Genomic DNA, 24,246 nt, shown 5'->3' on the forward strand with positions numbered 1-24,246 from the left:
AACCAGTAAGCAAAATGAAAGCTCCCGCCGCGTTACCGACGTAAGGTCACCCCCCAGAATACTAGCGCGGCCGCGCTGATCGCCGCGCCCAGCATGCAAACGCCGGACCATCCTGCGTACGCATGGACATGCGTCGAGGCGATGGACCCGGCACCGCTGCCAAGCGCATAGAACAACATGTAGCAGCCCACCAGACGGCTGTGCGCTTGCGGCCGCACCCGAAACACCATGCTCTGGTTGGTGACATGGATGGCCTGCCCGGCCAGGTCCAGCACGATGATGCCCGCCACCAGCAGCCACAGCGACTCCCGCGCAAACGCCAGCGGCGCCCAGCACGCCACCAGCAGCACCAGCGCGATGCCAGTGGTCCACTGCCCCAGCCCGCGATCCGCGAGGCGCCCGGCACGCGCTGCTGCCAGCGCGCCCACAGCGCCAACCAGCCCAAAGGCACCGATGGCGGTATGCGACATCGAATACGGCGGCGCGCTCAGCGGCAGCACAAGCGCGGTCCAGAACACGCTGAACGCGGCGAACATCAGCATGGCGAGCACGCCGCGGACCTGCAACGTGCGCTCCTGCGCCAGCAGCGTGAACATCGACGCGAGCAGGCTGACGTAACGCAGCTTGGCCGGCGCGCTGGCCTGCCGCGGCAAACGGCGCGCCAGCAGCCCGATCATCAGCAACGCCAGCACGCCCGAGACCACGTACACCGCGCGCCAGCCGGCAAGATCCGCCAGCACGCCCGCCATGGCCCGCGCCATCAGCAAGCCGATCATCACGCCACCCTGCGCGGCGCCCACCACGCGCCCGCGCTCGGCCGGCGCGGCGAGCGTGGCCGCGAACGCAATCAGCCCCTGGGTCATCGCCGTGCCCAGCAAGCCCACGGCGAGCATGCCTGCCAGCAATGCCGTGCGGGTGGAAGCCGCCGCCACCAGCGCCAGGGCGACGGCGAGCAACAGCAACTGCAGCAGGATCAGGCGGCGCCGGTCCACCAGGTCGCCCACCGGCACCAGCAGCAGCAACGCCAGCGCGCAGCCCGCCTGCGTGGCCGTGACGACGATGCCGACCGACCCATGGCCGAAGCCGAACTCGCGCGCCATCGCATCCAGCAAGGGCTGCGCGTAGTAGACGTTGGCCACGCTGAGCCCGCACGCCAATGCGAACAGCCAGACCAGCGACGACGGCATGGCAGACGGCGCGTCCGGGGCCTGCGCCAACGGTGCGGTGGCCAAGGTGGCGGCGGTGGCAGGGTCAGGCGTCATCATGGATCCATTTGGTTTTATAAAGAAACTGAACGGAGTCTAAGTCACATTGGTTTCTTTAAGCAACCAGATAGAGATAACCATGCGCCGAGTAGGTACTACCATGTGGCGCAACGGCCTCTCCAGCAGAGCCGCGACGTATATCGTATAGTTGCGATATTAATTTTGTGAGAAGCGGATATATGTTTCGCCAAAACGCGAAACAGCCCGTGCCTCCGAGACCGGACAAACCCACGCAATGGACATCGACGCCATCCACAAAGCCCTGGCCAATCCCGTACGGCGCAGCATCCTCGCCTGGCTGAAAGCCCCGCAGGAGAATTTCGCCATGCAGGACTATCCGCTCGAGCTGGGCGTCTGCGCGGGCCTGATCGACGCGCGCACCGGACTGTCGCAATCCACCGTGTCGGCACATCTCGCCACGTTGCAACGCGCCGGGCTGGTGACTTCCAAGCGGGTTGGCCAATGGATTTTTTTCAAGCGTGACGAGCAGACCATCCAGGCCTTTCTCGATCACATGCACAGCGATCTTTGATACCAGCGGCGCGCGAGCGCCTACTTACGCACCCACGGTGCGCCACTCTCCTCGACACCCGGACAAACTGACATGACCTCTCTCTTCGACCCCATCCGCATCGGCGACCTCGACCTCCCCAACCGCGTCATCATGGCGCCGCTGACGCGCTCGCGCGCAGTGGGTGGCGGCCGCGTGCCCAACGCCCTGATGGCCGAGTACTACGTGCAGCGCGCCTCCGCAGGCCTGATCCTCAGCGAAGCCACCTCGGTCAGCCCGCAAGGCGTGGGCTATGCCGACACCCCGGGCATCTGGTCCGACGAGCAAGTCGCCGGCTGGAAGGTGGTGACCGATGCCGTGCACGCCGCCGGCGGCCGCATCTTCCTGCAGCTGTGGCACGTGGGTCGTATTTCCGATCCGGTCTTCCTGGACGGCGAACTGCCGGTGGCGCCCAGCGCCATTGCCGCCGCGGGCAATGTCAGCCTGGTGCGCCCCAAGCGCGCGTTTGTCACGCCGCGCGCGCTGGAAACCGATGAAATCCCCGGCATCGTCGCAGCCTACCGCCACGGCGCCGAGAACGCCAAGGCCGCCGGCTTCGACGGCGTGGAAGTGCACGGCGCCAATGGCTACCTGCTCGACCAGTTCCTGCAGGACAGCACCAACAAGCGCACCGACGCCTACGGCGGCTCGCTCGAAAACCGCGCCCGCCTGCTGCTGGAAGTGACCGACGCCTGCATCGACGTGTGGGGCGCATCGCGCGTGGGCGTGCACCTGGCACCGCGTGCCGATGCGCACGACATGGGCGACTCGGACCTGCCGGCCACCTTCGGCTACGTGGCACGCGAGCTAGGCAAGCGCGGCATTGCCTTCATCTGCTCGCGTGAAGCGCTGGGCGAGCCCCGCCTCGGCCCCGCGCTGAAGCAGGCGTTTGGCGGCACCTATATCGCCAACGAGAAGATGACCAAGGAAACCGCCGAGCACGTGCTGCAAGCCGGTGAAGCCGATGCGGTGGCCTTTGGCCAGCTGTTCATCGCCAACCCGGACCTGCCGCGCCGCCTGCAGATCGACGCACCGCTGAACGCGCCGCAGCCGGAGACTTACTACCACTCGGGCGCGGAAGGTTATATCGACTACCCCGCGCTTGCCTGAGCACGGTTGCCGGCCCGCGCCGGCTTGCATGAGCGCGCGCGGCCAGGCGACCTGGCCGAGTAGGTGACCGGTTGAACGGTTGAACGCCCCGCCCAGCGCGGGGCGTTTTCCGTTGGTCGGGCCGGTTTGCGCTTGTCGCCGTCATGCCATAATCCGCAGCCATGGCACCCACCGACCAAGCAGAAGGCCCGCAGTCAGACCCATCGCAGTTGCGTATCCATCGCGCGGAGTACACGCGGCGCATGAACCGCGTGCTCGACTATATCGACCAGCATCTGGACACAGCGCTCGATCTGGCCCAACTGGCGGACGTCGCGAACTTTTCCCGCTTCCATTTTCATCGCTTGTTCGCGGCCTGGATGGGCGAGACGCTAGGCGACTACGCACGGCGGCGCCGGCTCGAGTCCGCCGCATTTCAGCTGGCTTGCAAACCCTGCGCCTCGGTGCTGGAAATCGCACTGGCCACCGGTTTCGGCTCCGGCGAGGCATTCGCGCGCGCCTTCAAGCTCAAGTTTGGCTGCACGCCCTCTGCCTGGCGCGCAGGCGCAGCCGAACATCGGGCCGCGCGGGTCGCGGCGGCGCGCGCGCGCCTGGCCAACCGCCATAGCAATCCCGATCAGGTCCTGCGCAATCCCGATCAGGTGGATGACGGTGCTTTCATCGACCATGGCCTCTCCCGCCAAACAGATGGAGAGAGCAATATGGAAGTCCGCGTCATCGATCTACCCGAGGCACGTGTCGCCTACCAACGCCACATCGGCCCCTACGGTCCGGCGATCGGCACCTTCTGGCGTGAAACCGTCGCGCCATGGATGCATGCCAACGGCCTGGCCGGGCAAACGTGTTACGGCATCGGCCACGACGCCCCCGGCATCACGCCGCCGGACAAGTGCCGCTACGACGCCTGCGTGGAGATACCTGAAACCTTCCAGCCCGGCGGCCAGGCCAGCGTCTCCGTCCTGCCGGGCGGACGTTACGCCGTGGCGCAATTCAGCGGCGCCCCTGCCGCCATCGCCCAGGCATGGACCTGGCTGACCCGGGAATGGCTGCCGTCCAGCGGTCTGCAATGCGACGAGCGCCCGTGCTTCGAGCGGTTCTCAGCAGTGTCGGCGCTGGACGCGCGAACGGGCTCGCTGACCTGCGAGCTGTGTATTCCCGTGCGTGCGCTCTAGCGCTGCGAGGCGGACAGCGCCTGCGCCACCGACGCCACCAACCCGGCATCGGCCAACAGGGTTTTGCAACGCGCTTAGGAGATCTTCCCGATCTCGGTCAGGCTTTGCCGCCGCGTGGCGCGGTTGAACAGGTACGCATAGCGGACTGCCCCCCCGGGCACGAGAAAATGGCCGGAGCCGCCATGCGGCGCCCGGCCATTCCTTGCTTCACGCCAGGCGCTTAGTCAGCCTGGGCGCCCGAACGTTTCACCACCGCGCCCCACTTGTGGATCTCGCTGTCGACGAACTTGCCGGTTTCCTCCGGGCTCATCGGCATCGGCTCCGAGCCGCGGTCGGTGATGAACTTCGACAGCTCGGGCGACTGCAGCGCCTTCACCGTTTCCGCGTTGAGCTGGCTCACGAGCGCGGGGGGCAGGCCCTTGGGCGCCATCAGGATGGCCCAGCCCAGCGCTTCGAAGCCGGGAACGCCTTGCTCGCGCACCGTGGGCACCGATGGCAGCTGCGGCGCGCGCTTGGCCACCGTGACCGCCAGCGGCACGGCCTTCTTCGACTGGATCAGGGGCAACGCCGCCGTCACCGAATCCACCATCAGCGGGATCTGGTTGCCGAGAAAGTCGGACTGCGCCGGGCCGCTGCCCTTGTAGGGGATGTGCACCATGAAGATGCCGGCCTGGGCCTTGAGCATTTCGGCCGACAGATGCTGTGTGCCCCCCACCCCCGCGCTGGCGTAGCTGTACTTGCCTGGCGCGGCCTTGGCCTTGGCGATCAGGTCGCGCAGCGAGACGATGCCGGAAGCCGGCGTGGCGAGGAACACCAGCGGCACCGAGAACACGCCGGAGATCGGCTGGAAATCCTGGCGCGGGTTGTAGTTCAGCTTCTTGTACAGGGTCTGGTTGACTGCCATCGCGCTGCCGGCCATCACCAGCGTGTAGCCATCGGGCGCGGCGTGGGAAGCGATCTCCATGCCGAGGTTGCTGCCCGCCCCGGCACGGTTGTCCACCACCACCGGCTGGCCAAGCTGCTTGCCCAGCCGCTCGGCCAGCGCGCGCGCAAAGATATCGGTGGCCTGCCCCGGCGGAAAGGGCACGATCAGCTTGATGGGCCGCTCGGGATAAGCGGCGTGGGCAAAGGCGGCAGCCGTCGTCAGTGCTGCTGCGGCCATGAGGGCAAAGGGCTTCTGCAAGGGGCGCTCCTGCGTTATTGGTTTTATGGGTGGTGCCGGGTATGTGCATGGCGTGCGGCGCATGGGAGCGGCCGCGCAGGGGGGATTCTACGGGATGGCGCATCGCTGCCGCATCGCCGCCTGCCGCCCTTGCCTTTCCAAAAACCCGATTGCGGCGTTGGCACGCCCGGGCGGCGGCCTTGGGATGTTCCGCTTCCCCCTTTTTTTGGAGCGCCGCATCAACGCCGTTACCGAACCGCTGCTTGCCTTGCCGGACCCGAGCCTGTCCCTCCCCGCCCTGCAATTCCCCGCCGGCCAGGTCGAGGTTGCGCCCGCCGAGTGGGCCGTGCGCGTGGCGGCAACGGCGGCACGCGCTGCGTGGCCGGCTCAGCGCCGGTGGTCGAAGCGCCGCGCCAGCCGCTCGCCGCCGAACTGCACCAGCGTGACCAGCGCGACCAGGATCACGATCACGTTGAACATCACCGCGGTCTCGTAACGCTCGTAGCCGTAGCGGATGGCCAGGTCGCCCAGGCCGCCGGCGCCCACCGCGCCGGCCATCGCCGACGAGCCGATCATGGCGATCACGCTGACGGTTGCGCCGCCAACGATGCCGGGCAACGCTTCGGGCAGCAGCACGTGGCGCACGATGTGCCAGCGCCGGCAGCCCATGGCGCGCGCGGCCTCGATCAGGCCCGGATCGATCTCGTTCAGGCTGACCTGCGCAATGCGCGCAAAGAAGGGAATCAGGTGCACGCTCAGCGGCACCACCGCCGCCCACGTGCCCATGGTGGTGCCGACGATCAGCCGCGTCACGGGCAGCATCGCCACCAGCAGGATGATGAACGGGATCGAGCGGAAGGTGTTGACCAGCGCCGACAGCGTGCGGTGCAGCCGCGCACGCGGACGCAAGCCGCCCGGCGCGCTCAGCGTCAGCACGATGGCCAGCGCCATGCCGCACACAAACACCACCAGGCAGGCGGCGCTCACCATCAGCAAGGTTTCGCCCAGCGCCTTTACGTACTTGTCAGCCATTGGCGGGAACATAAGCCTGGATCTCGATATTGACGCGCGCGCTCGCATACGACGCGTTGACGGCATTGGCCGCATGAATGGATTTGGCAAATTCGCCGCCGGCCGGCACTGGCAAATCCAGCCGCAGCGCACGCAGCAGTGCCAGCGTTGCAGCAGCCTGCGGCTCGGTAAACACCTGCCACACCGTGCCGAGCTCCACCGCGCGGCCTTGGTCGAGCACCAGCACGCGGTCGCAAGCCTGGCGGATCACCGCCATGTCGTGCGTGATCAGCACCACGGTCAGTCCGAGCGTGCGGTTGATATCGCGCAGCAGGGCCAGGATCGATTCGGTGGTCTCGGGGTCCAGCGCCGAGGTGGCCTCGTCGCACAGCAGGATCTCCGGGCGATGCACCAGCGCGCGCGCAATGCCCACGCGCTGCTTCTGCCCGCCGGACAGCGTGGCCGGATAAACCTGCGCCTTGTCGGCCAGGCCCACCAGTTCCAGCAGCGCCATCACGCGCGGCACAATCTGCGCGCGCGGCACGCCGGCCACGCGCAGGGGCAAGGCCACGTTCTCGAACACAGTCTTGGCCGACAGCAAATTGAAATGCTGGAAGATCATGCCGATGCGGCGGCGCAGCGCCACCAGGCCATCTTCATCCAGCGTGCCCACGTCCACGCCATCGACGCGCACCTGCCCGGCGCTGGGACGCTCCAGCATGTTGATGGTGCGCAACAGCGTGGACTTGCCCGCGCCGCTACGCCCTATGATGCCGAAGACCTCCGCGCGCGCCACCGTGAACGACACTTCCTGCAAGGCCGCCGCGGGCGCGCCCGGGTAGTGCTTGCCAAGCTTCTCGAAGACGATATGCGGCGGACTTGATTGCAGCGGGGGCGCCTGTGACACGATGAAAATCCTCCGGGAACAACATGAACAACGACATCCACCACATCAGAACGCCGGGATCACCGAGCCCTGGTACTTGGTCAGGATGAACTTGCGCACCTCGTCCGAGTGGTACGCCTTGATCAGCGGTGCCACCCACGGCGCGGCCTTGTCGCGCTCGCGCACGGCGATCACGTTCACATACGGGTTGTGCTCCTTCTTCTCCACCGCAATGCCATCGCGCGTGGCGATCAGCCCGGCCTGGTAGGCAAAGGTGTTGACCACGGCGGCGGCATCCACGTCGGGCAGCGAGCGCGCCAGCACCACCGAGGCGCTTTCCACCAGGTCCAGCTTCTTCGGGTTGGCGGTGATATCGCCCAGCGTGGCCGTACCGGTGTATGGGTCGAAGCCCTCGCGCAGCTTGATCAGCCCGTGATCGCGCAGGATCACCAGCGCCCGGGTCTGGTTGCTCGGATCATTGGGAATGCCCAGCCGCGCGCCCTGCGGCAGCGACTCCAGCGACTTGTATTTGCGCGAGTAAAAGGCGATCGGCGAGATCAGCGTGTCCGCCACCGCCACGATCTTGTAGCCGCGCTGGTTGATCTGGTCACGCAGGAACGGCTTGTGCTGGAACGCGTTGGCGTCGAGATCGCCATTGTTCAGCGCTTCGTTGGGGCTGGCGGTGCCGGTAATCACGATCGGCTCCACGTTGAGGCCTTGCTTGCTGGCCACCTTGGTCACCACTTCCCAGATCTCTTCGTCCACCCCGCCGCGCACGCCGACCTTGATGGGCTTGTCGGCGGCCAGCGCCGGAGCGGCGCCGATGGCGAGCGCCATCGTGGCGGCGAGGACCGTGGAGAAAATTGCACGCAGGTTCATAAGCCGTTCACCTCGGAGACGTTGCTGGCGTTGATTGAGCTGGCGAAATGCCAGGCAACCAGTCTAGGTAAGCGACGGCATGCCGGTCCAAGAATAAAACTGCAATAGCAAATCCGGAAATCCTGCCAGCGTGGCAGCCGTGGCGACCGGAAGTCAAAGCGTGCGCACGCCGTACGCATATCCATGCGCCGAATTGTTCCTTCCGCACGCCGGGCCGGCTGCGTAGAGTGACGGGTTTCCGTACGCCGCGCGAGCTGCACGGCTCGCGCGGCCATCACCCGAAGGCTTCACCATGGCTTCCTCCCCGAGGCACGCGCCCGCCTCCCCCATCCACAGCGAAGTCGATTTCGACGCGCCGGGCAAGCACACCGGCTACCTGCGCCTGCCGCACTCCGCGCATCGCTCCGCCTATGGCTGGCTGCCCATCCCGATCGCCTCGGTACGCAACGGCGAAGGCCCCGCCGTGCTGGTGATGGCAGGCAACCACGGCGACGAATACGAAGGCCAGATCCTGGTCTCTCGGCTGATCCGCGCGCTCACGCCGGAGATGGTGCAGGGCCAGGTGATCCTGCTGCCGATGGCCAACTATCCGGCTGCGCAAGCCGGCCTGCGCACGTCGCCGCTGGACGGCGGCAACCTCAACCGCAGCTTTCCCGGCGATGCGCGCGGCACACCGACGCAGGTCATCGCTCACTATGTCGAGCGTTCGCTGCTCACACGCGTGAGCCTGGCTATCGACCTGCACTCCGGCGGCAGTTCACTGCAATACCACGGCGCCACCTTGTTTGCCCAGGCCGCGCAAGACGCTGCCGCCAAGGCGCGGCTGTTCGACGCGGTGCATGCCTTCGGCTTGCCGCACACCTTCATCAACGAGGTTCCCAACCCGGTCGGCCTGCTGGCGGCGGCGCGCCGCCAGGGCGTGCTGGCACTGCTGACCGAACTTGGCGGCGCGGGCATGGTGGATGCCGTAGCGCTGCAAGATGCGTGGCACGGCCTCCTGCATCTGCTAGGGCACCACGGCGTTGTACGCGGCCCGCTGGTGCCTGCCGCGGCGCCGCACGCCACCCGACTGCTGCGCGTGGACCGGGAGCGCCACTATGTTTATGCGCGGGAAGACGGCATCTTCGAGCCACTGGTGCAGCTTGGCGATCACGTGGATGCCGGCCAGCCCGCGGCGCTGCTGCATACGCCGCACAGCCTCGAGCGCGAGCCGGTGATCGCCCGCTTCCCGGCCAGCGGACTGGTGATCTGCAAGCGCGTGCCCGCGCTCACGCAGCGTGGCGATTGCCTGTTCCAGCTGGCCGACGATTGATCAGCGCTTGCTTCGCACAAGGCGCACACGCCGGCATCACGGCGCCGCTCTACACCTCACCAGTTTGCACTCCCATGTCCAGCCTATCCGCCTCACCACGCCCCGCACTCCTTGCGCTAGTACTCACCACGCTGCTCGGCAGCGCCGCCGCCAATGCCGACGCCACGCTGGACCGCATCCACCAGCGCAAGAAGATCAGCATCGGCGTCATCGTCAACGGCACGGGCGGCTTCGGCTCGATCGATCCGGCCAGCGGCGAGATGATCGGCTTCAATCCGGAACTGGCCAGGCAGATCGCCGGGGACCTGGGCGTGCAAGCCGAACTGGTACCCGTGCTGCCAGCCAACCGCGTGCAGTTCCTGCAGCAAGGCAAGGTGGATCTGCTGGTTGCCATCATGCTGCTGACGCCGGAGCGCGCCACGCAGATGGATTACGCGCCCACGCCGTATTATCGCAACGGCGGCACCGCGGTCTTTCTCAAGCGCAGCGGCATCAAGCGCTGGGAGGATCTGCGCGGCAAGCCGGTCTACCTTTCGCAGGGCAGCAGCTATGCCAAGCCGCTGAGCGCGCAATACGGCGCCGAGCTCAAAGGCTTCAAGGGCATGTCCGAATCGCTGCTGGCGCTGCGCGGCGGCGGCTCGTGCGTGGCAGCCGTGCATGAGAGCGTGACACTGAACACGCTGGTGGCGCGCGATCCGGAATGGCGCGACTACGCGGTGCTGCCCGACGAGGTCGATCCTGCCCCGCAGGTGGCCTGGGTGCGCAAGGGCGAGAAAGACACGGCGGCGGCGGTGGACCGCATCATCCAAGGCCTGCACGGCTCCGGCCGGCTGATCGAACTGGAGAGCAAGGCCGACCTGCTGCCGCGCTCGCCGCTGCTGGCGCAATTGCACCGCAAGTTCAGCGGCAAGCCTTAGCCTTAGAGGCCGCCTCAAAAAGATTCTGGCGTCGTTGCGCGGCCTTGGCCGTACCACTGCGCCCGGCCAGAACCGCTTCGCCTCACTTTGAAACGGCCTCTTAGGCAACGATCTACTTCAGGTATTTCCATACGCCATTCTGGATCTGGACCAGCACCGCGGCCCGCTTGTCGTAGCCAACATGGTCGGTCCGGGACATCGTCGTCACGCCTTGGGTAGTCACGACACCGCTGGTGCTCTCCAATGCGTCGCGCAGCGCAATGCGGAACGCCTCGGTGCCCGGTTTGCCCTTGCCAAGGGCGCCGGGAATCGCCGCACGCAGCACCAGGCCCGCATCCCAGACATTGGCCGAGAAAATCGAGGCTGAGTTAGGGCCGTACGCGGCCTCGTAGCGCTTGACGAAATCCTGCGCCACGGGTCGCATCGGGCTGCCTGGCTCAAGCTGGTCCGCTACCAGCACCGGCCCAACCGCGAAGATTGCGCCCTCCGCATCCTTTCCGGCAACACGCAGGAAGTCCCGGTTGGCAATGCCGTAGGTCTGGTAGACGCTTCCTTTGTACCCGCGCTCGTTGAGCGTCTTCTGTGGCAGGGCGCCGGGTGTGCCGGATGCGGCGACAAGGACGGCATCCGGCTTCGCGGCAATGATCTTCAGTGTCTGCGCAACGACGCTGGTGTCCGTGCGGACATAGCGCTCCGTCGCCACAAGCTTGATGCCGGCCTTGTCCGCCAGCGGCTGGAGTGCGGACAGCCATGCGTCGCCATAGGCATCCGAGAAGCCCATGAATGCCAGCGTCTTCGTCCCGGCCTGTTGCATATGGTCAAGCGTGGCGCCGATCATCAGGTTCTCATTCTGGATCGCCTTGAATGCCCACCGTCGTTTCTCGTCCTGCGGCTCGACGATCCTGGCGCTGGCGGCCAGGCTCATCAAAGGCACCTTGGTCTCGGCGGCAATGTCGACCAGTGCAATGGTGGACGGCGTGACCGAGGAGCCCATCACCACATCCACCTTGTGTTCATCCACCAGGCGGCGAAAGTTGCGCACGCTGACGCTCGGATCCGAGGTGTCATCGAGGAGGATGAAGTTCAGCTTCTGCCCTGCGACCTCCTTTGGCAGAAGGTCGATCGCGCGCTTTGCCGGCATGCCGAGTGACGCCGCCGGACCGGTCAGCGACAGGGTGACGCCGACGTTGATATCGGCACGTGCGGGGGTTGCCGCCAGGCTGGCCATGGCGAGCACGGCAGCCAGCATTGAGCGAATGGGATGGAACATCGTCTTGTCTCCTTGGATGATCGCGGCCATCTGGGTGGCGCGTGTTGTGGTGCTTTTGCCAGGCGGCGGGGCTGCGCGGCGTGCTCAGATGTCCAGTTCCAGCTCGGGAGTCAGCGCCCGCGAAACGCAAATCATGATGGCTGTGTTGGCCTCGCGCTCTTCGTCGCTCAGCACGTAGTCCCTGTGGTCCGCCTTGCCGGACAGCAAGGGCACCTCGCAACTGCGGCACAGCCCCTCGCGGCAGGAGAACGGCAACGGCACACCGTTGTGCTCAAGCGCGTCGAGAATGGTTGAGCCGGCGGGCACGGTGAAACGGCCGCCGTGCCGGTGCAGGACAACCGTGAAAGCCGCGTCCGCATCGGCATGGGCACCGGCCTGCTGCGGATCCGCGCTGAACTGCTCGAAGTGCGTGGCAGCGCGTGGCACACCCGCCGCCGCCGCCTTGACGGCCACCGCGTCCATCAGTGGCGAAGGCCCACAGCAATACACGTGACCGCCCTCGTGCAGCCCGCCAAGAAAGGAGCCAAGATCCGCCAGCGCACCCTGGCTCTCGTCATCGACATGCAGTTGCACCCTTTCCCCGTAGCGCGACAACGTATCCAGGTAGGCCGCGCGCTGGCGCGAGCGCATGCAGTAGAGCAGTTTCCACGGCCGGCCGTTGGCCTCGCACCAGCGGATCATGCTGAGGATCGGCGTGATGCCGATGCCGCCGGCGATGAACAGATGCACCGAGGCGGCCGCGTCGATGCCGAAGAGCGAACGCGGCGCGCTCACGGCGAGCGCGTCGCCCTCCTTGAGTCCTTCATGGATATACCGCGACCCCCCGCGCGACGAGGGCGCGAGCCCCACGCCAAGGCAGTAGCGGTCGGTCTGCGTGGCGTCGTTGCACAGCGAGTATTGCCTGACGATATTGCCGGGAAGGTGCACATCGATGTGGGCGCCCGCGGTGAACGCCGGCAAGGCGCCGCCGCAGGGGCGCCGCAGCTCGATGCCGAGAATGCCCTCGGCCTCCGCGGTCATCCTGGATACGATCAGTTCGAGCATGCCGGGCTACCTCCGCGCGGACGCCGCCGCTTCCTCTTCGAGCTTCTGGTTCACCGCCCAACGGAATTGCGAAAGCGCGGCGTCAATGGAAAAAGGCATCATCTTGAAGCTGGGCTCAAGCTCGAGGCTTCGCTGCTGCGCGGAGATGATCTCGCGGTCTTCGTCGAACGCGGTGACCACGCTTTGATGAATCGACGCGGTGACTTCCGGCTTGTCGATGGCAAAGTTGTGCGGATGGGCAAAGAAGTAGTGTGTGGAATTTTCCGTCTCGGGGGTGATGGCCTGGCAGCCACGGAACTCAGCGGCATCGACGCGCACGCCCGCCGGCGCGCCCGTGCCGGTGGGAGACATGCCGGAGTCCATTAACAGGATGGCGGGGATCGTGAAGTTGTAGATGTTCCAGCGATCGACCTTCCCCGGATAATCCTTGACGGCCTTGGCGAAGGCGGGCGCTTCGGTATTGATGGCCCAACGCGTGATCCGCACGCCGCCGTCGATACGCTCCACCTTGGGCCGCACCGCGGCATAGTCCTCGCTGCCGCCCAGGGTGGTGGGGTGAACGAACGGCAGGTGCGAGAAGTCCAGCAGGTTGTCGCAGATCAGCAGGTAATTCACGTCGTAGTGGATGTAGCCGTCCAGGCTGCGCCATTCCGGATGGTCCAGCCACTGCGTATCCGGGATCAGCGACGGATCGGCATTTTCCGGGTCTCCCATCCAGATCCACACCCAGCGGTGTTGCTCGACGATGGGGAACTTGCGCACCTTGGCCTGCGGCGCAATGCGCTCCTGCGCGGGCGCCTCGATGCATCTGCCCGCGCTGTCGAACTTCAGGCCGTGATACATGCAGCGGATGCAATCGCCTTCCCTGCGCCCGACCGACAGCGGCGCGCCACGATGGCAACAGCGATCCTCCAGCGCGACGATGCTGCCGTCTTCCTTGCGGTACATCACCACAGGCACGCCGATGATGGTGCGGGAGAACATGCCTTCGGCAGGGATTTCCTTATCCCAGCCGGCTACATACCAGGTGTTTTTGATGAACATGCGGGGTTCCTTGGAGCGTTCACTTTGCGCCCGGCGCGCAGATTCAGGGCGCACGTTGCCATGCACGCATTGCTTGCAGGCAATGCGTGTTGCGGGCATTAAAAAAAGCGGAGAGTCAGGATGGCGGCAACGCGCCTTGCAGGCCGGAACGCCGGTGGCGGCGCGTGCGAGCGTGGGATGTCATGTCTTGTCTCCAGTGCGGCGACCCATCTCCGGGGTCCTTGACTGCAGAATAGATTTGGAGGAAACATGCGTCAACGTCATCCACCTAATAGCGAGAATGTACGCCATGCATGCAGATGAGCTGGACCTCAACCTCCTTGCGGTGTTCGATGCGATGCTGCGGGAGCGCAGCGTGACCAAGGCCGCGCAAGAGCTGGGCCTGACGCAAAGCGCAATGAGCCACGCACTGAACCGGCTGCGCGCCTTCTTCGATGACCAGTTGTTCGTCAAGACACCAGCAGGCATGACGCCCACGCACAAGGCGGAGGAACTGACCGAGGCCATTGTCGGCGTAATGGCCACTGTGCGGCAGCAAGTCCTGTCGCAATTCCGCTTCGATCCGCTAGCGGCACGGCGCACGTTCAACCTGTGCATGACCGACATGGGCGAACTGGTCTTCCTGCCGCCGCTGATCAGCAGGCTGCGCCGCGAGGCGCCGCACTGCAAGCTGCGCACGTTGCAGGTTCCACTACAGCAGATCGAGGGCATGCTCGGCACGGGCGAGGCCGACCTGGCACTGGGATCGATTCGCGCCGCGCCGGAAGGCTTGTTCCAGCAGCGCTTGTTCATGCACTCGTTCGTGACCATCGTGAGCGCGCGCAACCAGGAGGTTGGCGATGCCCTGACGCTCGAGCAGTTCCAGCGCATGCCGCAGATCGTGGTCACGCTGTCCGGGCGCGCCAGCGCGGCGTACGACAGCGCGTTTGACGACCATGGCATCCAGCGCAATATCTACCTCTCGACGCCGCACTTCCTGGTAGTGCCGTTGCTGATGGAGCAGCAGCCGGACCTGATCGCCACGGTACCGCTGGAGCTCGCCAACGTCTTTGCCCGCTACGGCACGGTGCGCGTGATGCAGCCGCCGGTGGCGCTGCCGGAATTCGCCATCAAGCAGCATTGGCATCCGCGTTTCCACCATGACCCGGCAATCATCTGGCTGCGCGAGCTGGTGAAACGGACCTTCGAACACTATCCACGGGTCTACGATGGCGAGGATGAGGCGGCGGTGCCTGCGCCGCAACCCAGGCGGCCCCGGCGAGCGGCAAAGGGAAAGTAAGCGGCGGCTATCCGTTCCCCGCGGCTGCCTCTATCGGCTCCATCGGCTCCATCGCGCCAAACCGCCACGACAACCGCCGCGCCGCCTGCACCAGCGTCCCGGCCGTCGCGCTGTCCGTATTGCTGTCGAAGCTGCCCGATGTGCCAATCAGGGCGATGACGAGCGCAATGCTGCCGGTGTGGTCGAACACGGCCGCCGCAAGTGTGTCGATGCCGGGCACGGGCCGGCTCAGCGCATTGTCGATCCGCTGCGCGCGGATTTGCGCCAGCCGGGCCGCGTACGCTGGCGCAAGCGCTTCGCCCGCGCCGCTGTGCGCTTCGACGACTTCCGATTTCGGTACACCTGCGAGCCGCAGCGCATCCTGGCCAAGCAGGCCGATCAGCACAGGCTCCGGCAGGTGCGCCGCGAACAGCCGGCCGATCGCCGTATTGACCAGCGACAGCACGGTGCCGACCCGCAGGCTGACGTGCTGCGGCCGCGCGGCTTCCTCCAGGCGGACCACGGTCGGCCCCAGCGGGCCAAGCACTGCCATTGCCACGCTCAGGCTGGTCGCGCCAGCCAGCTCGATGACTTCCGGCTCGGCCTCGCGGGTTGGCGAGAGCCGCTGCAAGGCGATCAGCCCGAGTTCGAGGCCCAGCGGGCCGGACAGGAAATTGCCCGCCGCGTCGCGCGCCAGCAAGCCGATCTTCTGCAGGCTGACCAGATGCGGGAATGCTTTGGCGGGCGGCATGCCGGCCGCGCGCGCAAGGTCGCGCAAGGGCAGCGGCCGCCCGGCCGCGACCAGCGCGGCAAGCAACTGGCCGGTGTTGTCCAGCGACTGGATGCCGCGTTGCGGCTTGGCGGCTTGGCCCAGGATGTCGTCGATTGGCATGGGGGCGGGTGTCATTCGGCTTCGGTAGTGGCGGCGATCGCGTCACGGATGGCGGCGGCGGTGTCTAGCAATGCGACCGCCACGGGGCCACGCCAGCCCACATCGATGGCGCCGGTCGATCCCACCACGGTCAGCGCCAGGCGCAGCCGCCCGCTGGCGTCCAGCACCGGCACGCACAGGCTGCTGACGGCAGGGCTCGGCGCGTCGATGCTGCGCTCGATGCCACGCTCGCGGATGGCGGCGAGATCCGCAGCGAACGCGGTGGCGTCCACGGCGGGCGTGTCGCCCGCGTGCTGTTGCGCCCAGATCGCCTGCCACTGGCCGGGCGGAAGAAACGCGCAGAACACGCGGCCGGTCGCCGTTGCCGACAGCGACATCACCGTGCCAACGTGCAGGTTCACGTGCAAGGGCGAGCCCGCGTGCGCATAGCGCACGATGGTGGGGCCCTGCGGGCCGGCGGCGCAGATCGCCACACTGAACCCGCACGAGCCAGCCAGCGCGGCCACCAGCGGCACCGCCGCCCGGTAGGCCGGATCGTGATCCAGATACAGCATGCCGAGCTGCAGCGCCAGCGGGCCTGGCTCGTAGCGCCCGGACAGGTGGTCGCGCTTGATCAGGCCAAGCCGCACCAGGCTGACCAGGTAAGTGTGTGCTTGCGCGGGCGCAATCTGCACGCTGGCCGCAAGATCGGCCAGGGCCATCGGCGCACGGACGTCGGCCAGCGCGCGCAGGAAGCGGCCGGCGACTTCCACGCTCTGGATGCCGCGCTGCGCCTTCTCCTCGCCGCCGGCGTCCGCCATGTGGTCCTCGGATCGCGCTGATCGTGCTGGTCGTGGCATTCGGCCCCCGCTTGAAAACCCAGATAGTAATCGACCCGACGCCATCCACCCGGCAAGACCGAGGGTTTCCCCCTGGATTTCCGCGTCTTGCTTGTGCCTTATCCGCCTCGCCACGTTAGTTAGTCAAAAACAATATGATTTGTTATTGACTAATTTCACTGCGATTCCTAAGATGGCCTTACCCCGATACCGGTGCAGCTATAGAGTGAATACGGGGCGAGACAGTCCCCCGCCATGCAGTGATCCGCTCCGGCGCCTGCTGTCTCGTCTTTTCCCCACGCAAGACAAAAGAGATGAGGCAAGCATGAGCAAGGCATTCGCATCCCAGGCCGACCTGGAAGCCAAGAAAGTCACCTTCACCCAGCTCTCCGAGAACGCATACGCGTACACCGCCGAGGGCGACCCCAACTCCGGCGTGATCATTGGCGACGACGGCGTGCTGATCGTCGACACCACCGCCACGCCCGCCATGGCGCAAGACCTGATCGCCAGGATCCGCGCGGTGACGGACAAGCCCATCAAGTACGTCGTGCTATCGCACTACCACGCGGTGCGCGTGCTGGGTGCTTCGGCCTATTTCGCCGAAGGCGCGCAGCAGATCATCGCCAGCCGCGGCACCTACGAGATGATCGTGGAGCGCGGCGAGGCCGACATGAAGTCGGAGATCGAACGCTTCCCGCGCCTGTTCGCCGGCGTGGAAACCGTGCCGGGCCTGACCTGGCCGACGCTGGTGTTCGAGAAAGAAATCACCCTGTACCTCGGCAAGCTGGAAGTGCGCATCGCCCATCTGGGCTCGGGCCACACCAAGGGCGATACCGTGGTCTGGCTGCCGTCGCAGAAGGTGCTGTTCTCCGGCGACCTGGTGGAGTACGACGCGGCCTGCTACTGCGGCGACGCGCAACTCGCGCAATGGCCCGCCACGCTCGACGCCTTGCAGGCCCTGGGCGCCGAGAAGCTCGTCCCCGGCCGCGGCCCGGCCCTGACCAATCCGCAAGAGGTCAAGAAGGGCATCGAGTACACCAAGGATTTCGTCACCACGCTGTTCCAGGCGGGCAAGGAAGCCGTGGTGGACCGCCTGGACCTGAAGAGCGCGATGGCCCATACGCGCAAATCGATGGACCCGAAATTCGGCCACGTCTTCATCTATGAGCACTGCCTGCCGTTCGACGTGTCGCGCGCCTTCGATGAGGCCAGCGGCATCCAGCATCCGCGCATCTGGACCGCACAGCGCGACAAGGAAATGTGGGCCGCGCTGCAAAACTGAAGGCCAATCGCCGCATAGATGGAATGGCCGTACAGAGTGGATGGAGACACAAACATGAGCAACGATTACCAGAACCAGTCATTTGAGTACCAGCCCTGCCGCGAGCAAAGGCAGGCGCACGCAGGCAAGCCGCACCCCGTGATCGTCGTCGGCGCCGGGCCCGTCGGCCTGGCCACCGCGATCGACCTGGCCCAGCACGGCGTGCCGGTTGTGCTGGTGGACGATGACTGCACGCTGTCGAGCGGATCCCGCGCGATCTGCTTTGCCAAGCGCACGCTGGATGTCTTCGACCGGCTAGGCTGCGGCGAACCCATGGTGGACAAGGGCGTGCGCTGGCACGTCGGCAAGGTCTTCGTGCGCGACGAGCAGGTCTACACCTTCGACCTGCTGCCGGAGGCCGGCCATCAACGGCCGGCCTTCATCAACCTGCAGCAGTATTACGTCGAAGGCTTCCTGCTCGACCGCGCGCGCCAGTTGCCGAACCTGGAGATCCGCTGGAAGCACAAGGTGACGGGCATCGAACAGCGTCACGCCGGCACGCCGGACGCGGCCGTGGTGCTGAGCGTCGACACGCCGGACGGCCCCTATGCGCTCACCGGCCGCTACGTGGTGGCGGCCGATGGCTCGCGCAGCCCGCTGCGCAACCTGCTGGGCCTGGACAGCAAGGGCCGCACATTCAAGGATCGCTTCCTGATCGCTGACGTGAAGATGGAAGCCGAATTCCCCACGGAGCGCTGGTTCTGGTTCGACCCGCCTTTCCATCCGAACCAGTCGGTGCTGCTGCACCGCCAGCCCGACAATGTCTGGCGCATCGATTTCCAGCTCGGCTGGGACGCCGATCCCGTGCTGGAAAAAACGCCGGAGCGCGTGATTCCGCGCGTGCAGGCGCTGCTCGGGCCGAACGCGAAGTTCGAGCTGGAATGGGTCAGCGTCTATACCTTCTCCTGCCTGCGCATGGACAGCTTCCGCCATGGCCATGTGCTGTTTGCCGGCGACTCCGCGCATGGCGTCTCGCCGTTTGGCGCGCGCGGCGCCAACAGCGGCGTGCAGGACGCGGAGAACCTTGCGTGGAAGCTGGCGTACGTGATCCAGGGCCGCGCGCCGGACAGCCTGCTCGACACCTATGCAAGCGAGCGCGAATACGCCGCCGACGAGAACATCCGCAACTCGACGCGCTCGACGGATTTCATCACGCCGAAGAGTGCGGTCAGCAAGGTGTTCCGCGATGCCGTGCTGGCACTGTCGAAGAAGCATGCGTTCGCCCGGCAGCTGGTGAATAGCGGGCGGTTGTCATTGCCATCGGTGCTGCGCGACTCGACGCTCAACACGCCTGACACCAGCGACTTTGCCGCCGCCATGGAGCCAGGCACGGCCTGCGTGGATGCGCCGGTCCGCGGCGCGCAAGGCCAGGGATGGCTGCTGCCGCAACTAGGCGGGCAATTCACCGCGCTGCTGTTCGGCACACCCGACGCCGACAGCCTGGCCGCCTTGCAACGGCTGCAGCAAGGCACGCTGCCGCTCAGGCTGGTGGTGGTCAGCGCGGATGCCATGCCCGCCGCATCGCCTGGCATTGCGATGTTGCACGACGCCGAGGGACTTGCGGCGCAGCGCTACGACGCGCGGCCCGGCACGCTGTACCTGATCCGCCCCGACCAGCATGTCTGCGCGCGCTGGCGGCAGGTCGACATCGCCGCCGTCCAGCAGGCCATGTCACGCGCGACCGGCAACTTGCCGGGCACGCAGACCAGCGCACCGGCAGCGCAAGCGGCCGCTCCGGTAGCGGCATGAATCCCGCCGCGACATTCCGAGTCAGAGAGACTGCAATGGCACTCAACACCCAACCCAACCTGGCGCGCGCCGACGACTTCTACGAAGCCCTGATCGACATGCACCGCGATCTCGACGACGGCCAGAGCCAGGCGGCCAATGCGCAATTGATCCTGTTGCTCGCAAATCATATCGGCGACCACGACACGCTCGCCGCCGCCATGCAGCTCGCGCGGCAGGGCGCGGCGCCGGAGATCGGCGCGCAAGCCTGATCGCAGCGGGCGCGGCCCGCTGCCCGCTTCCACTCATTGCCAATACGCACCAGACGTCGGCATCCAGGGCCCGGCCGGGCCCGCGTTCCCGGAGACAATCCATGACCTATTCCTCTGCAGGGGCCATTGCGCCCCCGGCTCGTGCTGCCTGCGACGAAGACGCGCTTTATCGCAAGATCTGGCTGCGCATCATCCCTTTCCTCTTTGTCTGCTACGTCATCTCCTTCCTCGACCGGATCAATATCGGCTTTGCCCAGCTGCAGATGAAGCAGGACCTGGGCTTCAGCGATGCGATGTACGGGCTGGGCGCCGCCGTGTTCTATGTGGGCTACGTGCTGTGCGAGGTACCCAGCAACATGCTGCTGGCCCGCTTTGGCGCCCGCCGCACCTTCACCCGCATCATGCTGCTGTGGGGCCTGGCATCGGTCGGCATGATGTGGGTGTCGACACCCACGCACTTCTACACGCTGCGCTTCCTGCTGGGCGTGTTCGAAGCCGGCTTCTTCCCCGGCATCGTGCTCTACCTGACGTACTGGTTCCCGGCGCGGAGGCGCGCTGCCGTGATGGCCATTTTCTTCGCGGGTGTTGCCGTGGCCGGCGTGCTGGGCGGGCTGGTGTCGGGCTGGATCATGCGCGACATGGCCGGCGTGCTCGGGCTCTATGGCTGGAAGTGGATGTTTGCCATCGAAGGTGCGCCCGCTATCTTGCTCGGGCTCGTCGCCGCGGTGTTCCTGGTCGATGGCCCGCAGCAGGCGAGCTGGCTCACCCCCACGGAGAAGGCATTGCTCGCCGCGCATAACGGGCCGGCCGGACAGGCCACGCGCGCGCACTCGTTTGGCGCGCTCATCGAGGCGTTGCGCAACCCGCGCATCTACCTCTTTGCCTTCATTTACTTCGCACTGACCTGCGGCTCGCTGACGCTGAGCTTCTGGATGCCCCTGATGATCCGGGACTTCGGCATCACCGATGTGATGTCCATCAGTCTTTACTCCGTCATCCCGAACGCCGTCGGCGCCGTCGGCCTGATCCTGATTGCCCGCCACTCCGACCGGCGCGGCGAGCGGCATCGCCATTTCGTAGCCTGCACGGTAGGCGGCGCGCTGGCGCTCGCGCTGCTGACCCTGCACCTGCCCAGCTTCGCGGCGATGCTCGCGCTGCTGTCCGCCGCGTGCGTGCTGATCTTCGCCGCGCTGCCGATCTTCTGGTCCTTGCCGCCAAGCCACCTGCCAGCCCACACCGCCGCCACCGGCATTGCCTTTATCAGCAGCATCGGCATTACCAGCGGCATCGTCAGCCCGTGGGTGATCGGGCAGATCAAGACGCACACAGGCAGCATGGACAACGCACTGTACCTGCTCGCAGGGTTGCTGCTGGCCAGCGGCGTCGCCATGTGGGCGGGCGTGCCGAAGGCCGAGCCACGGCGCTAACCCCGGGGGCCGGCTGGCCCCCCCGGGCTCCCATCTTTCTGGGGTTTCGACTAAACTTGCCCGCCCTCTTGTCGATATGAGGGGCGTACTGGCGCCTTGCTTGGCGCGCTCGCTTGGCGCGCGCGCCGGGCGGCCTCCAGGCAGGTCCAAGTCAACATCCAGAAAGGTCTTCCATGCACGCCGGTAGCTACAACAGTTTGCTTGTGCTGTTCTCACTGCTTGTGGCGATGCTGGCCTCCTACACCGCCCTGGACATGGCCGGGCGCATTGCCACCGCGCAAGGACGCGCGGCCCACTGGTGGCTGGCGGGTGGTGCCTGCGCCATGGGCATCGGCATCTGGTCGATGCACTTCATCGCCATGCTGGCGTTCCACCTGCCGATTCCGCTGGGCTACGACCTGCCCATCACCGTGGCCTCGTTGCTGATCGCCATCGCGTCATCCGCGCTCGCGCTCTGGCTGGTGGGCCGGGAAACCTTGCCGTGGCGGCGCCTGGCTGGCGGCGCCTTGTTGATCGGCAGCGGCGTTGCCGGCATGCACTACACGGGCATGGCTGCACTGCGCATGGTCCCGGGTATCCACTACATCCCATCGTTGTTCGTCCTGTCCGTGGTCATTGCGGTCCTGGCGTCGGGCACGGCGCTGTGGATTGCGTTCAACCTGCGGCGCGAGTCCGTCTGGGTGCGGCCCTTGCGGGCGGGCGCCTCGGTGGTGATGGGCCTTGCCATCGCCGGGATGCACTACACCGGCATGGCGGCCGCGCAATTTCCGATCGGCGCCGTCTGCGGCGCGGCGCGCGACGGCATGGACACCGGCTGGCTGGCCGTGGTGATCATCGTCGTCACGCTGGCCGTGCTGGCCATTGCCTTGATCACCTCGGTGCTCGATGTGCGCCTGGAAGCCCGCACCTCCATGCTGGCCATCTCGCTCGCCGAAGCCAACCAGGAACTGACCTACCTGGCGCTGCACGACAACCTCACCAAGCTTCCCAACCGGGTACTGCTGGAAGACCGGCTCGAGCAGGCGATCCAGGGCGCCACGCGGGAGAAGAGCCGCTTCGCCCTGATGTTCATGGACCTGGACGGCTTCAAGGCGGTCAACGACGCCTACGGCCATCCCATTGGCGATCAGTTGCTGGTGGCAGTCGCGCGGCGCATCGGCGCCAATGTCCACTCGCAAGACACCATCGCACGGCTGGGCGGCGACGAGTTCGTGCTGCTGGCCAGCGTCAGCGAGCCGGCGGATGCCGCCACCCTTGCCGAGAAGGTGCTGAGCGCCATGCGCGAGCCCTTCCAGGTAGCCGGCCGCGAGTTGCGCGTGTCCACCAGCATCGGCATTGCCATGTACCCTGGCGATGGCGAACTCCAGCACGACTTGCTGACCAACGCCGACGCGGCGATGTATCACGCCAAAGCGCTGGGCCGCAACACCATCTGCTTCTTCGAAGCATCGATGAACGCCAACGTGCACGAGCAGCTTCAGCTGGTGCAGGACATGCGCATGGCGCTGGAACGCCGTGAGCTGACCCTGCAGTACCAGCCCAAGCTCACCGCCCCCAACGGCCCGATAGTCGGCGTGGAAGCCCTGGTGCGCTGGATGCATCCCACGCGCGGCCTGATCGCCCCGGACCAGTTCATTCCCCTCGCGGAGAAAACCGGCCTGATCGTGCCGTTCGGGGACTGGATCCTGGACGAAGCCTGCCGGCAGATGCGGGCGTGGCGCGACGAGGGCCGCCCCGAGTGGACCATGGCGGTCAACCTCTCGGCACTGCAGTTCCGGCACGCCAGCCTGATCGCGACCGTGCGCGACACCCTGGCCCGGCATGCGCTGGAGCCATGCTGCCTGACGCTGGAGGTCACCGAATCCACGGCGATGCGCGACGCGGATGCCAGCCTGCAGATCCTGCAGCAGCTCCACGACATGGGCGTGCGCATCTCGATCGACGACTTCGGTACCGGCTACTCGAGCCTGCTGTACCTCAAGCGGCTGCCTGCGAGCGAGCTGAAGATCGATCGCGGGTTCATCCGGGATCTGTCACGCGATACCGAGGATGCGGCGATTGTCTCGGCCATTGTGGCGCTGGGGCGCACGCTGAATTTGAATATCGTCGCAGAAGGGGTCGAAACGGCGAAGCAGCAGGAGTTCCTGACGCGGCTGGGATGCAACTCGCTGCAAGGATTCCTGCTCGGACGACCGATGTCCGCGGAAAACCTGATTGAATCGCTGTCCAACGATAATCTGCTATCAGAGCCGGTTGAGGAAGGCACCATCGGGTCATGCTATGACGCGGGGTACCTCACGCCGCATTATGACTAGCCAGATATTTGACCAACCCCTCAATCCCCCCCTTAGCCACAATATCCGCAAACTGCTTGCGATAAATCTCAATCAGCCAAGCCCCGCTCATATTGATATCGTAAATCGACCACCCCGCCGCGCCCCGCTGCAGCCGATAATCGATCCGCACCTCATCCCCGTTATTGATCACGCTGGTCTCCACCACTACATCCTTTCCCGCGGTCCGCGGCGCCTTGTAGCGAAACTTCAGCGTCTGCTCGCGCACTTGTGAAAGGGATAAGGCGTAGCTGCGCACCAGCAGCGTCTGGAACTGCTCGTAAAGCTGCCTCTGCTGCTCAGGCGTGGCACCGCGCCAGGCGCTGCCGACCGCAAGCCGGGTAGTGCGCTGAAAATCGGTGTAAGGCAGGAACTGCCGGCGCACCACGGCCGTGATCTTGTCCAGATCGCCGTTACGGGTGTCGGCGTTGGCTTGAATGGTGGTGAGCACGCCTTCGACGGCGGCGCGGACCATGCGGTCCGGCGAGGAGCGGTCAACGCCTGCGGCCGCAGGGCTCTCGCCAGGTGTCGCGGCCGGCGCGGTGATGGGCAAGGATGCGCCAAGGACAAAG

At 66.2% G+C, this 24,246-nt stretch carries 22 protein-coding genes; 11 read left to right on the forward strand and 11 right to left on the reverse strand.

All coding sequences use genetic code 11. The annotated features are described in order from the left end of the window. Nucleotides 1-32: 32 nt before the first annotated feature. Nucleotides 33-1,265, reverse strand: coding sequence for an MFS transporter (locus AC1RWI_RS07165; protein ID WP_492865355.1), 1,233 nt, complete (start codon nt 1,263-1,265; stop codon nt 33-35). Nucleotides 1,266-1,500: 235 nt separating this feature from the next. On the opposite strand from AC1RWI_RS07165, the gene AC1RWI_RS07170 reads away from it, so the two are divergent. From AC1RWI_RS07170 to AC1RWI_RS07180, 3 genes are all read left to right on the forward strand, one after another. Beyond that, nucleotides 1,501-1,797 (forward strand): ArsR/SmtB family transcription factor, encoded by a 297-nt coding sequence (locus tag AC1RWI_RS07170; protein WP_043353167.1) that lies wholly within the window; start codon nt 1,501-1,503, stop codon nt 1,795-1,797. A gap of 72 nt (nt 1,798-1,869) precedes the next feature. Next, the gene (locus AC1RWI_RS07175) at nt 1,870-2,925 is read left to right on the forward strand and encodes an alkene reductase (protein WP_043353164.1); all 1,056 of its coding nucleotides are present in this window, start codon (nt 1,870-1,872) and stop codon (nt 2,923-2,925) included. 242 nt (nt 2,926-3,167) lie between these two features. Then, on the forward strand, nt 3,168-4,097 hold the full coding sequence (locus AC1RWI_RS07180) for an AraC family transcriptional regulator (protein ID WP_492865357.1): 930 nt from the start codon (nt 3,168-3,170) through the stop codon (nt 4,095-4,097). 220 nt (nt 4,098-4,317) lie between these two features. Here the strand turns inward: AC1RWI_RS07180 and AC1RWI_RS07185 are convergent, their stop codons facing one another. From AC1RWI_RS07185 to AC1RWI_RS07200, 4 genes are all read right to left on the reverse strand, one after another. Continuing rightward, nucleotides 4,318-5,280 carry a tripartite tricarboxylate transporter substrate binding protein gene (locus AC1RWI_RS07185; RefSeq protein WP_492865359.1) on the reverse strand — a complete coding sequence of 321 codons (963 nt, stop codon included), beginning with the start codon at nt 5,278-5,280 and terminating at the stop codon, nt 4,318-4,320. A gap of 366 nt (nt 5,281-5,646) precedes the next feature. Next, the gene (locus AC1RWI_RS07190) at nt 5,647-6,303 is read right to left on the reverse strand and encodes a methionine ABC transporter permease (protein WP_492865361.1); all 657 of its coding nucleotides are present in this window, start codon (nt 6,301-6,303) and stop codon (nt 5,647-5,649) included. Next, complete coding sequence (locus AC1RWI_RS07195; protein WP_492865363.1) at nt 6,284-7,177, reverse strand: methionine ABC transporter ATP-binding protein; 894 nt, start codon at nt 7,175-7,177, stop codon at nt 6,284-6,286. Before AC1RWI_RS07195 ends, AC1RWI_RS07190 begins: the two co-directional genes overlap by 20 nt. Nucleotides 7,178-7,222: 45 nt before the next feature. Then, nucleotides 7,223-8,035: a MetQ/NlpA family ABC transporter substrate-binding protein gene (locus AC1RWI_RS07200; protein ID WP_492865365.1), complete on the reverse strand. Its 813-nt coding sequence runs from the start codon at nt 8,033-8,035 to the stop codon at nt 7,223-7,225. Nucleotides 8,036-8,327: 292 nt separating this feature from the next. On the opposite strand from AC1RWI_RS07200, the gene AC1RWI_RS07205 reads away from it, so the two are divergent. Together AC1RWI_RS07205 and AC1RWI_RS07210 are read left to right on the forward strand one after the other, a co-directional pair. Beyond that, a complete protein-coding gene (locus AC1RWI_RS07205) occupies nt 8,328-9,347 on the forward strand; it encodes a succinylglutamate desuccinylase/aspartoacylase family protein (protein ID WP_492865367.1) in 1,020 nt (339 codons plus the stop codon). Between the two features lie 74 nt (nt 9,348-9,421). Continuing rightward, nucleotides 9,422-10,264, forward strand: a complete 843-nt coding sequence (locus tag AC1RWI_RS07210; protein ID WP_492865369.1) for a transporter substrate-binding domain-containing protein — start codon at nt 9,422-9,424, stop codon at nt 10,262-10,264. 112 nt (nt 10,265-10,376) lie between these two features. Here the strand turns inward: AC1RWI_RS07210 and AC1RWI_RS07215 are convergent, their stop codons facing one another. From AC1RWI_RS07215 to AC1RWI_RS07225, 3 genes are all read right to left on the reverse strand, one after another. After that, nucleotides 10,377-11,534, reverse strand: coding sequence for an ABC transporter substrate-binding protein (locus tag AC1RWI_RS07215; RefSeq protein WP_492865371.1), 1,158 nt, complete (start codon nt 11,532-11,534; stop codon nt 10,377-10,379). A gap of 84 nt (nt 11,535-11,618) precedes the next feature. Continuing rightward, on the reverse strand, nt 11,619-12,578 hold the full coding sequence (locus tag AC1RWI_RS07220; RefSeq protein ID WP_492865373.1) for a PDR/VanB family oxidoreductase: 960 nt from the start codon (nt 12,576-12,578) through the stop codon (nt 11,619-11,621). Nucleotides 12,579-12,584: 6 nt separating this feature from the next. After that, nucleotides 12,585-13,622 (reverse strand): aromatic ring-hydroxylating dioxygenase subunit alpha, encoded by a 1,038-nt coding sequence (locus AC1RWI_RS07225; RefSeq protein ID WP_043353158.1) that lies wholly within the window; start codon nt 13,620-13,622, stop codon nt 12,585-12,587. 289 nt (nt 13,623-13,911) lie between these two features. Here AC1RWI_RS07225 and AC1RWI_RS07230 point away from each other — a divergent pair, with 289 nt between their 5' ends. Further along, nucleotides 13,912-14,901 carry a LysR family transcriptional regulator gene (locus AC1RWI_RS07230; RefSeq protein ID WP_492865375.1) on the forward strand — a complete coding sequence of 330 codons (990 nt, stop codon included), beginning with the start codon at nt 13,912-13,914 and terminating at the stop codon, nt 14,899-14,901. A gap of 7 nt (nt 14,902-14,908) precedes the next feature. On the opposite strand, the gene AC1RWI_RS07235 is transcribed toward AC1RWI_RS07230, so the two are convergent. Both AC1RWI_RS07235 and AC1RWI_RS07240 read right to left on the reverse strand, forming a co-directional pair. Next, complete coding sequence (locus AC1RWI_RS07235; RefSeq protein WP_492865377.1) at nt 14,909-15,772, reverse strand: IclR family transcriptional regulator; 864 nt, start codon at nt 15,770-15,772, stop codon at nt 14,909-14,911. An 11-nt stretch (nt 15,773-15,783) separates the two neighbouring features. Then, a complete protein-coding gene (locus AC1RWI_RS07240; RefSeq protein ID WP_043353157.1) occupies nt 15,784-16,611 on the reverse strand; it encodes an IclR family transcriptional regulator in 828 nt (275 codons plus the stop codon). Between the two features lie 304 nt (nt 16,612-16,915). Between AC1RWI_RS07240 and AC1RWI_RS07245 the strand changes: the two genes are divergently transcribed. The 5 genes from AC1RWI_RS07245 (at nt 16,916) to AC1RWI_RS07265 (ending at nt 23,656) form a co-directional block, all read left to right on the forward strand. Continuing rightward, entirely contained in the window at nt 16,916-17,875 is a 960-nt protein-coding gene (locus AC1RWI_RS07245; RefSeq protein WP_043353155.1) for an MBL fold metallo-hydrolase, read from the forward strand. A 54-nt stretch (nt 17,876-17,929) separates the two neighbouring features. Further along, nucleotides 17,930-19,663 carry an FAD-dependent oxidoreductase gene (locus AC1RWI_RS07250; RefSeq protein ID WP_492865379.1) on the forward strand — a complete coding sequence of 578 codons (1,734 nt, stop codon included), beginning with the start codon at nt 17,930-17,932 and terminating at the stop codon, nt 19,661-19,663. A gap of 35 nt (nt 19,664-19,698) precedes the next feature. Further along, complete coding sequence (locus tag AC1RWI_RS07255) at nt 19,699-19,914, forward strand: DUF2783 domain-containing protein (RefSeq protein WP_459374321.1); 216 nt, start codon at nt 19,699-19,701, stop codon at nt 19,912-19,914. Nucleotides 19,915-20,015: 101 nt separating this feature from the next. Beyond that, the gene (locus tag AC1RWI_RS07260) at nt 20,016-21,341 is read left to right on the forward strand and encodes an MFS transporter (RefSeq protein ID WP_492865381.1); all 1,326 of its coding nucleotides are present in this window, start codon (nt 20,016-20,018) and stop codon (nt 21,339-21,341) included. Nucleotides 21,342-21,514: 173 nt separating this feature from the next. Continuing rightward, a complete protein-coding gene (locus AC1RWI_RS07265; protein WP_492865383.1) occupies nt 21,515-23,656 on the forward strand; it encodes a putative bifunctional diguanylate cyclase/phosphodiesterase in 2,142 nt (713 codons plus the stop codon). On the opposite strand, the gene AC1RWI_RS07270 is transcribed toward AC1RWI_RS07265, so the two are convergent. Then, a complete protein-coding gene (locus tag AC1RWI_RS07270; RefSeq protein WP_492865476.1) occupies nt 23,637-24,149 on the reverse strand; it encodes an MlaC/ttg2D family ABC transporter substrate-binding protein in 513 nt (170 codons plus the stop codon). The genes AC1RWI_RS07265 and AC1RWI_RS07270 overlap by 20 nt on opposite strands. Nucleotides 24,150-24,246 lie beyond the last annotated feature (97 nt).

Source organism: Cupriavidus sp. MPR-AND1C, from assembly GCF_058809705.1.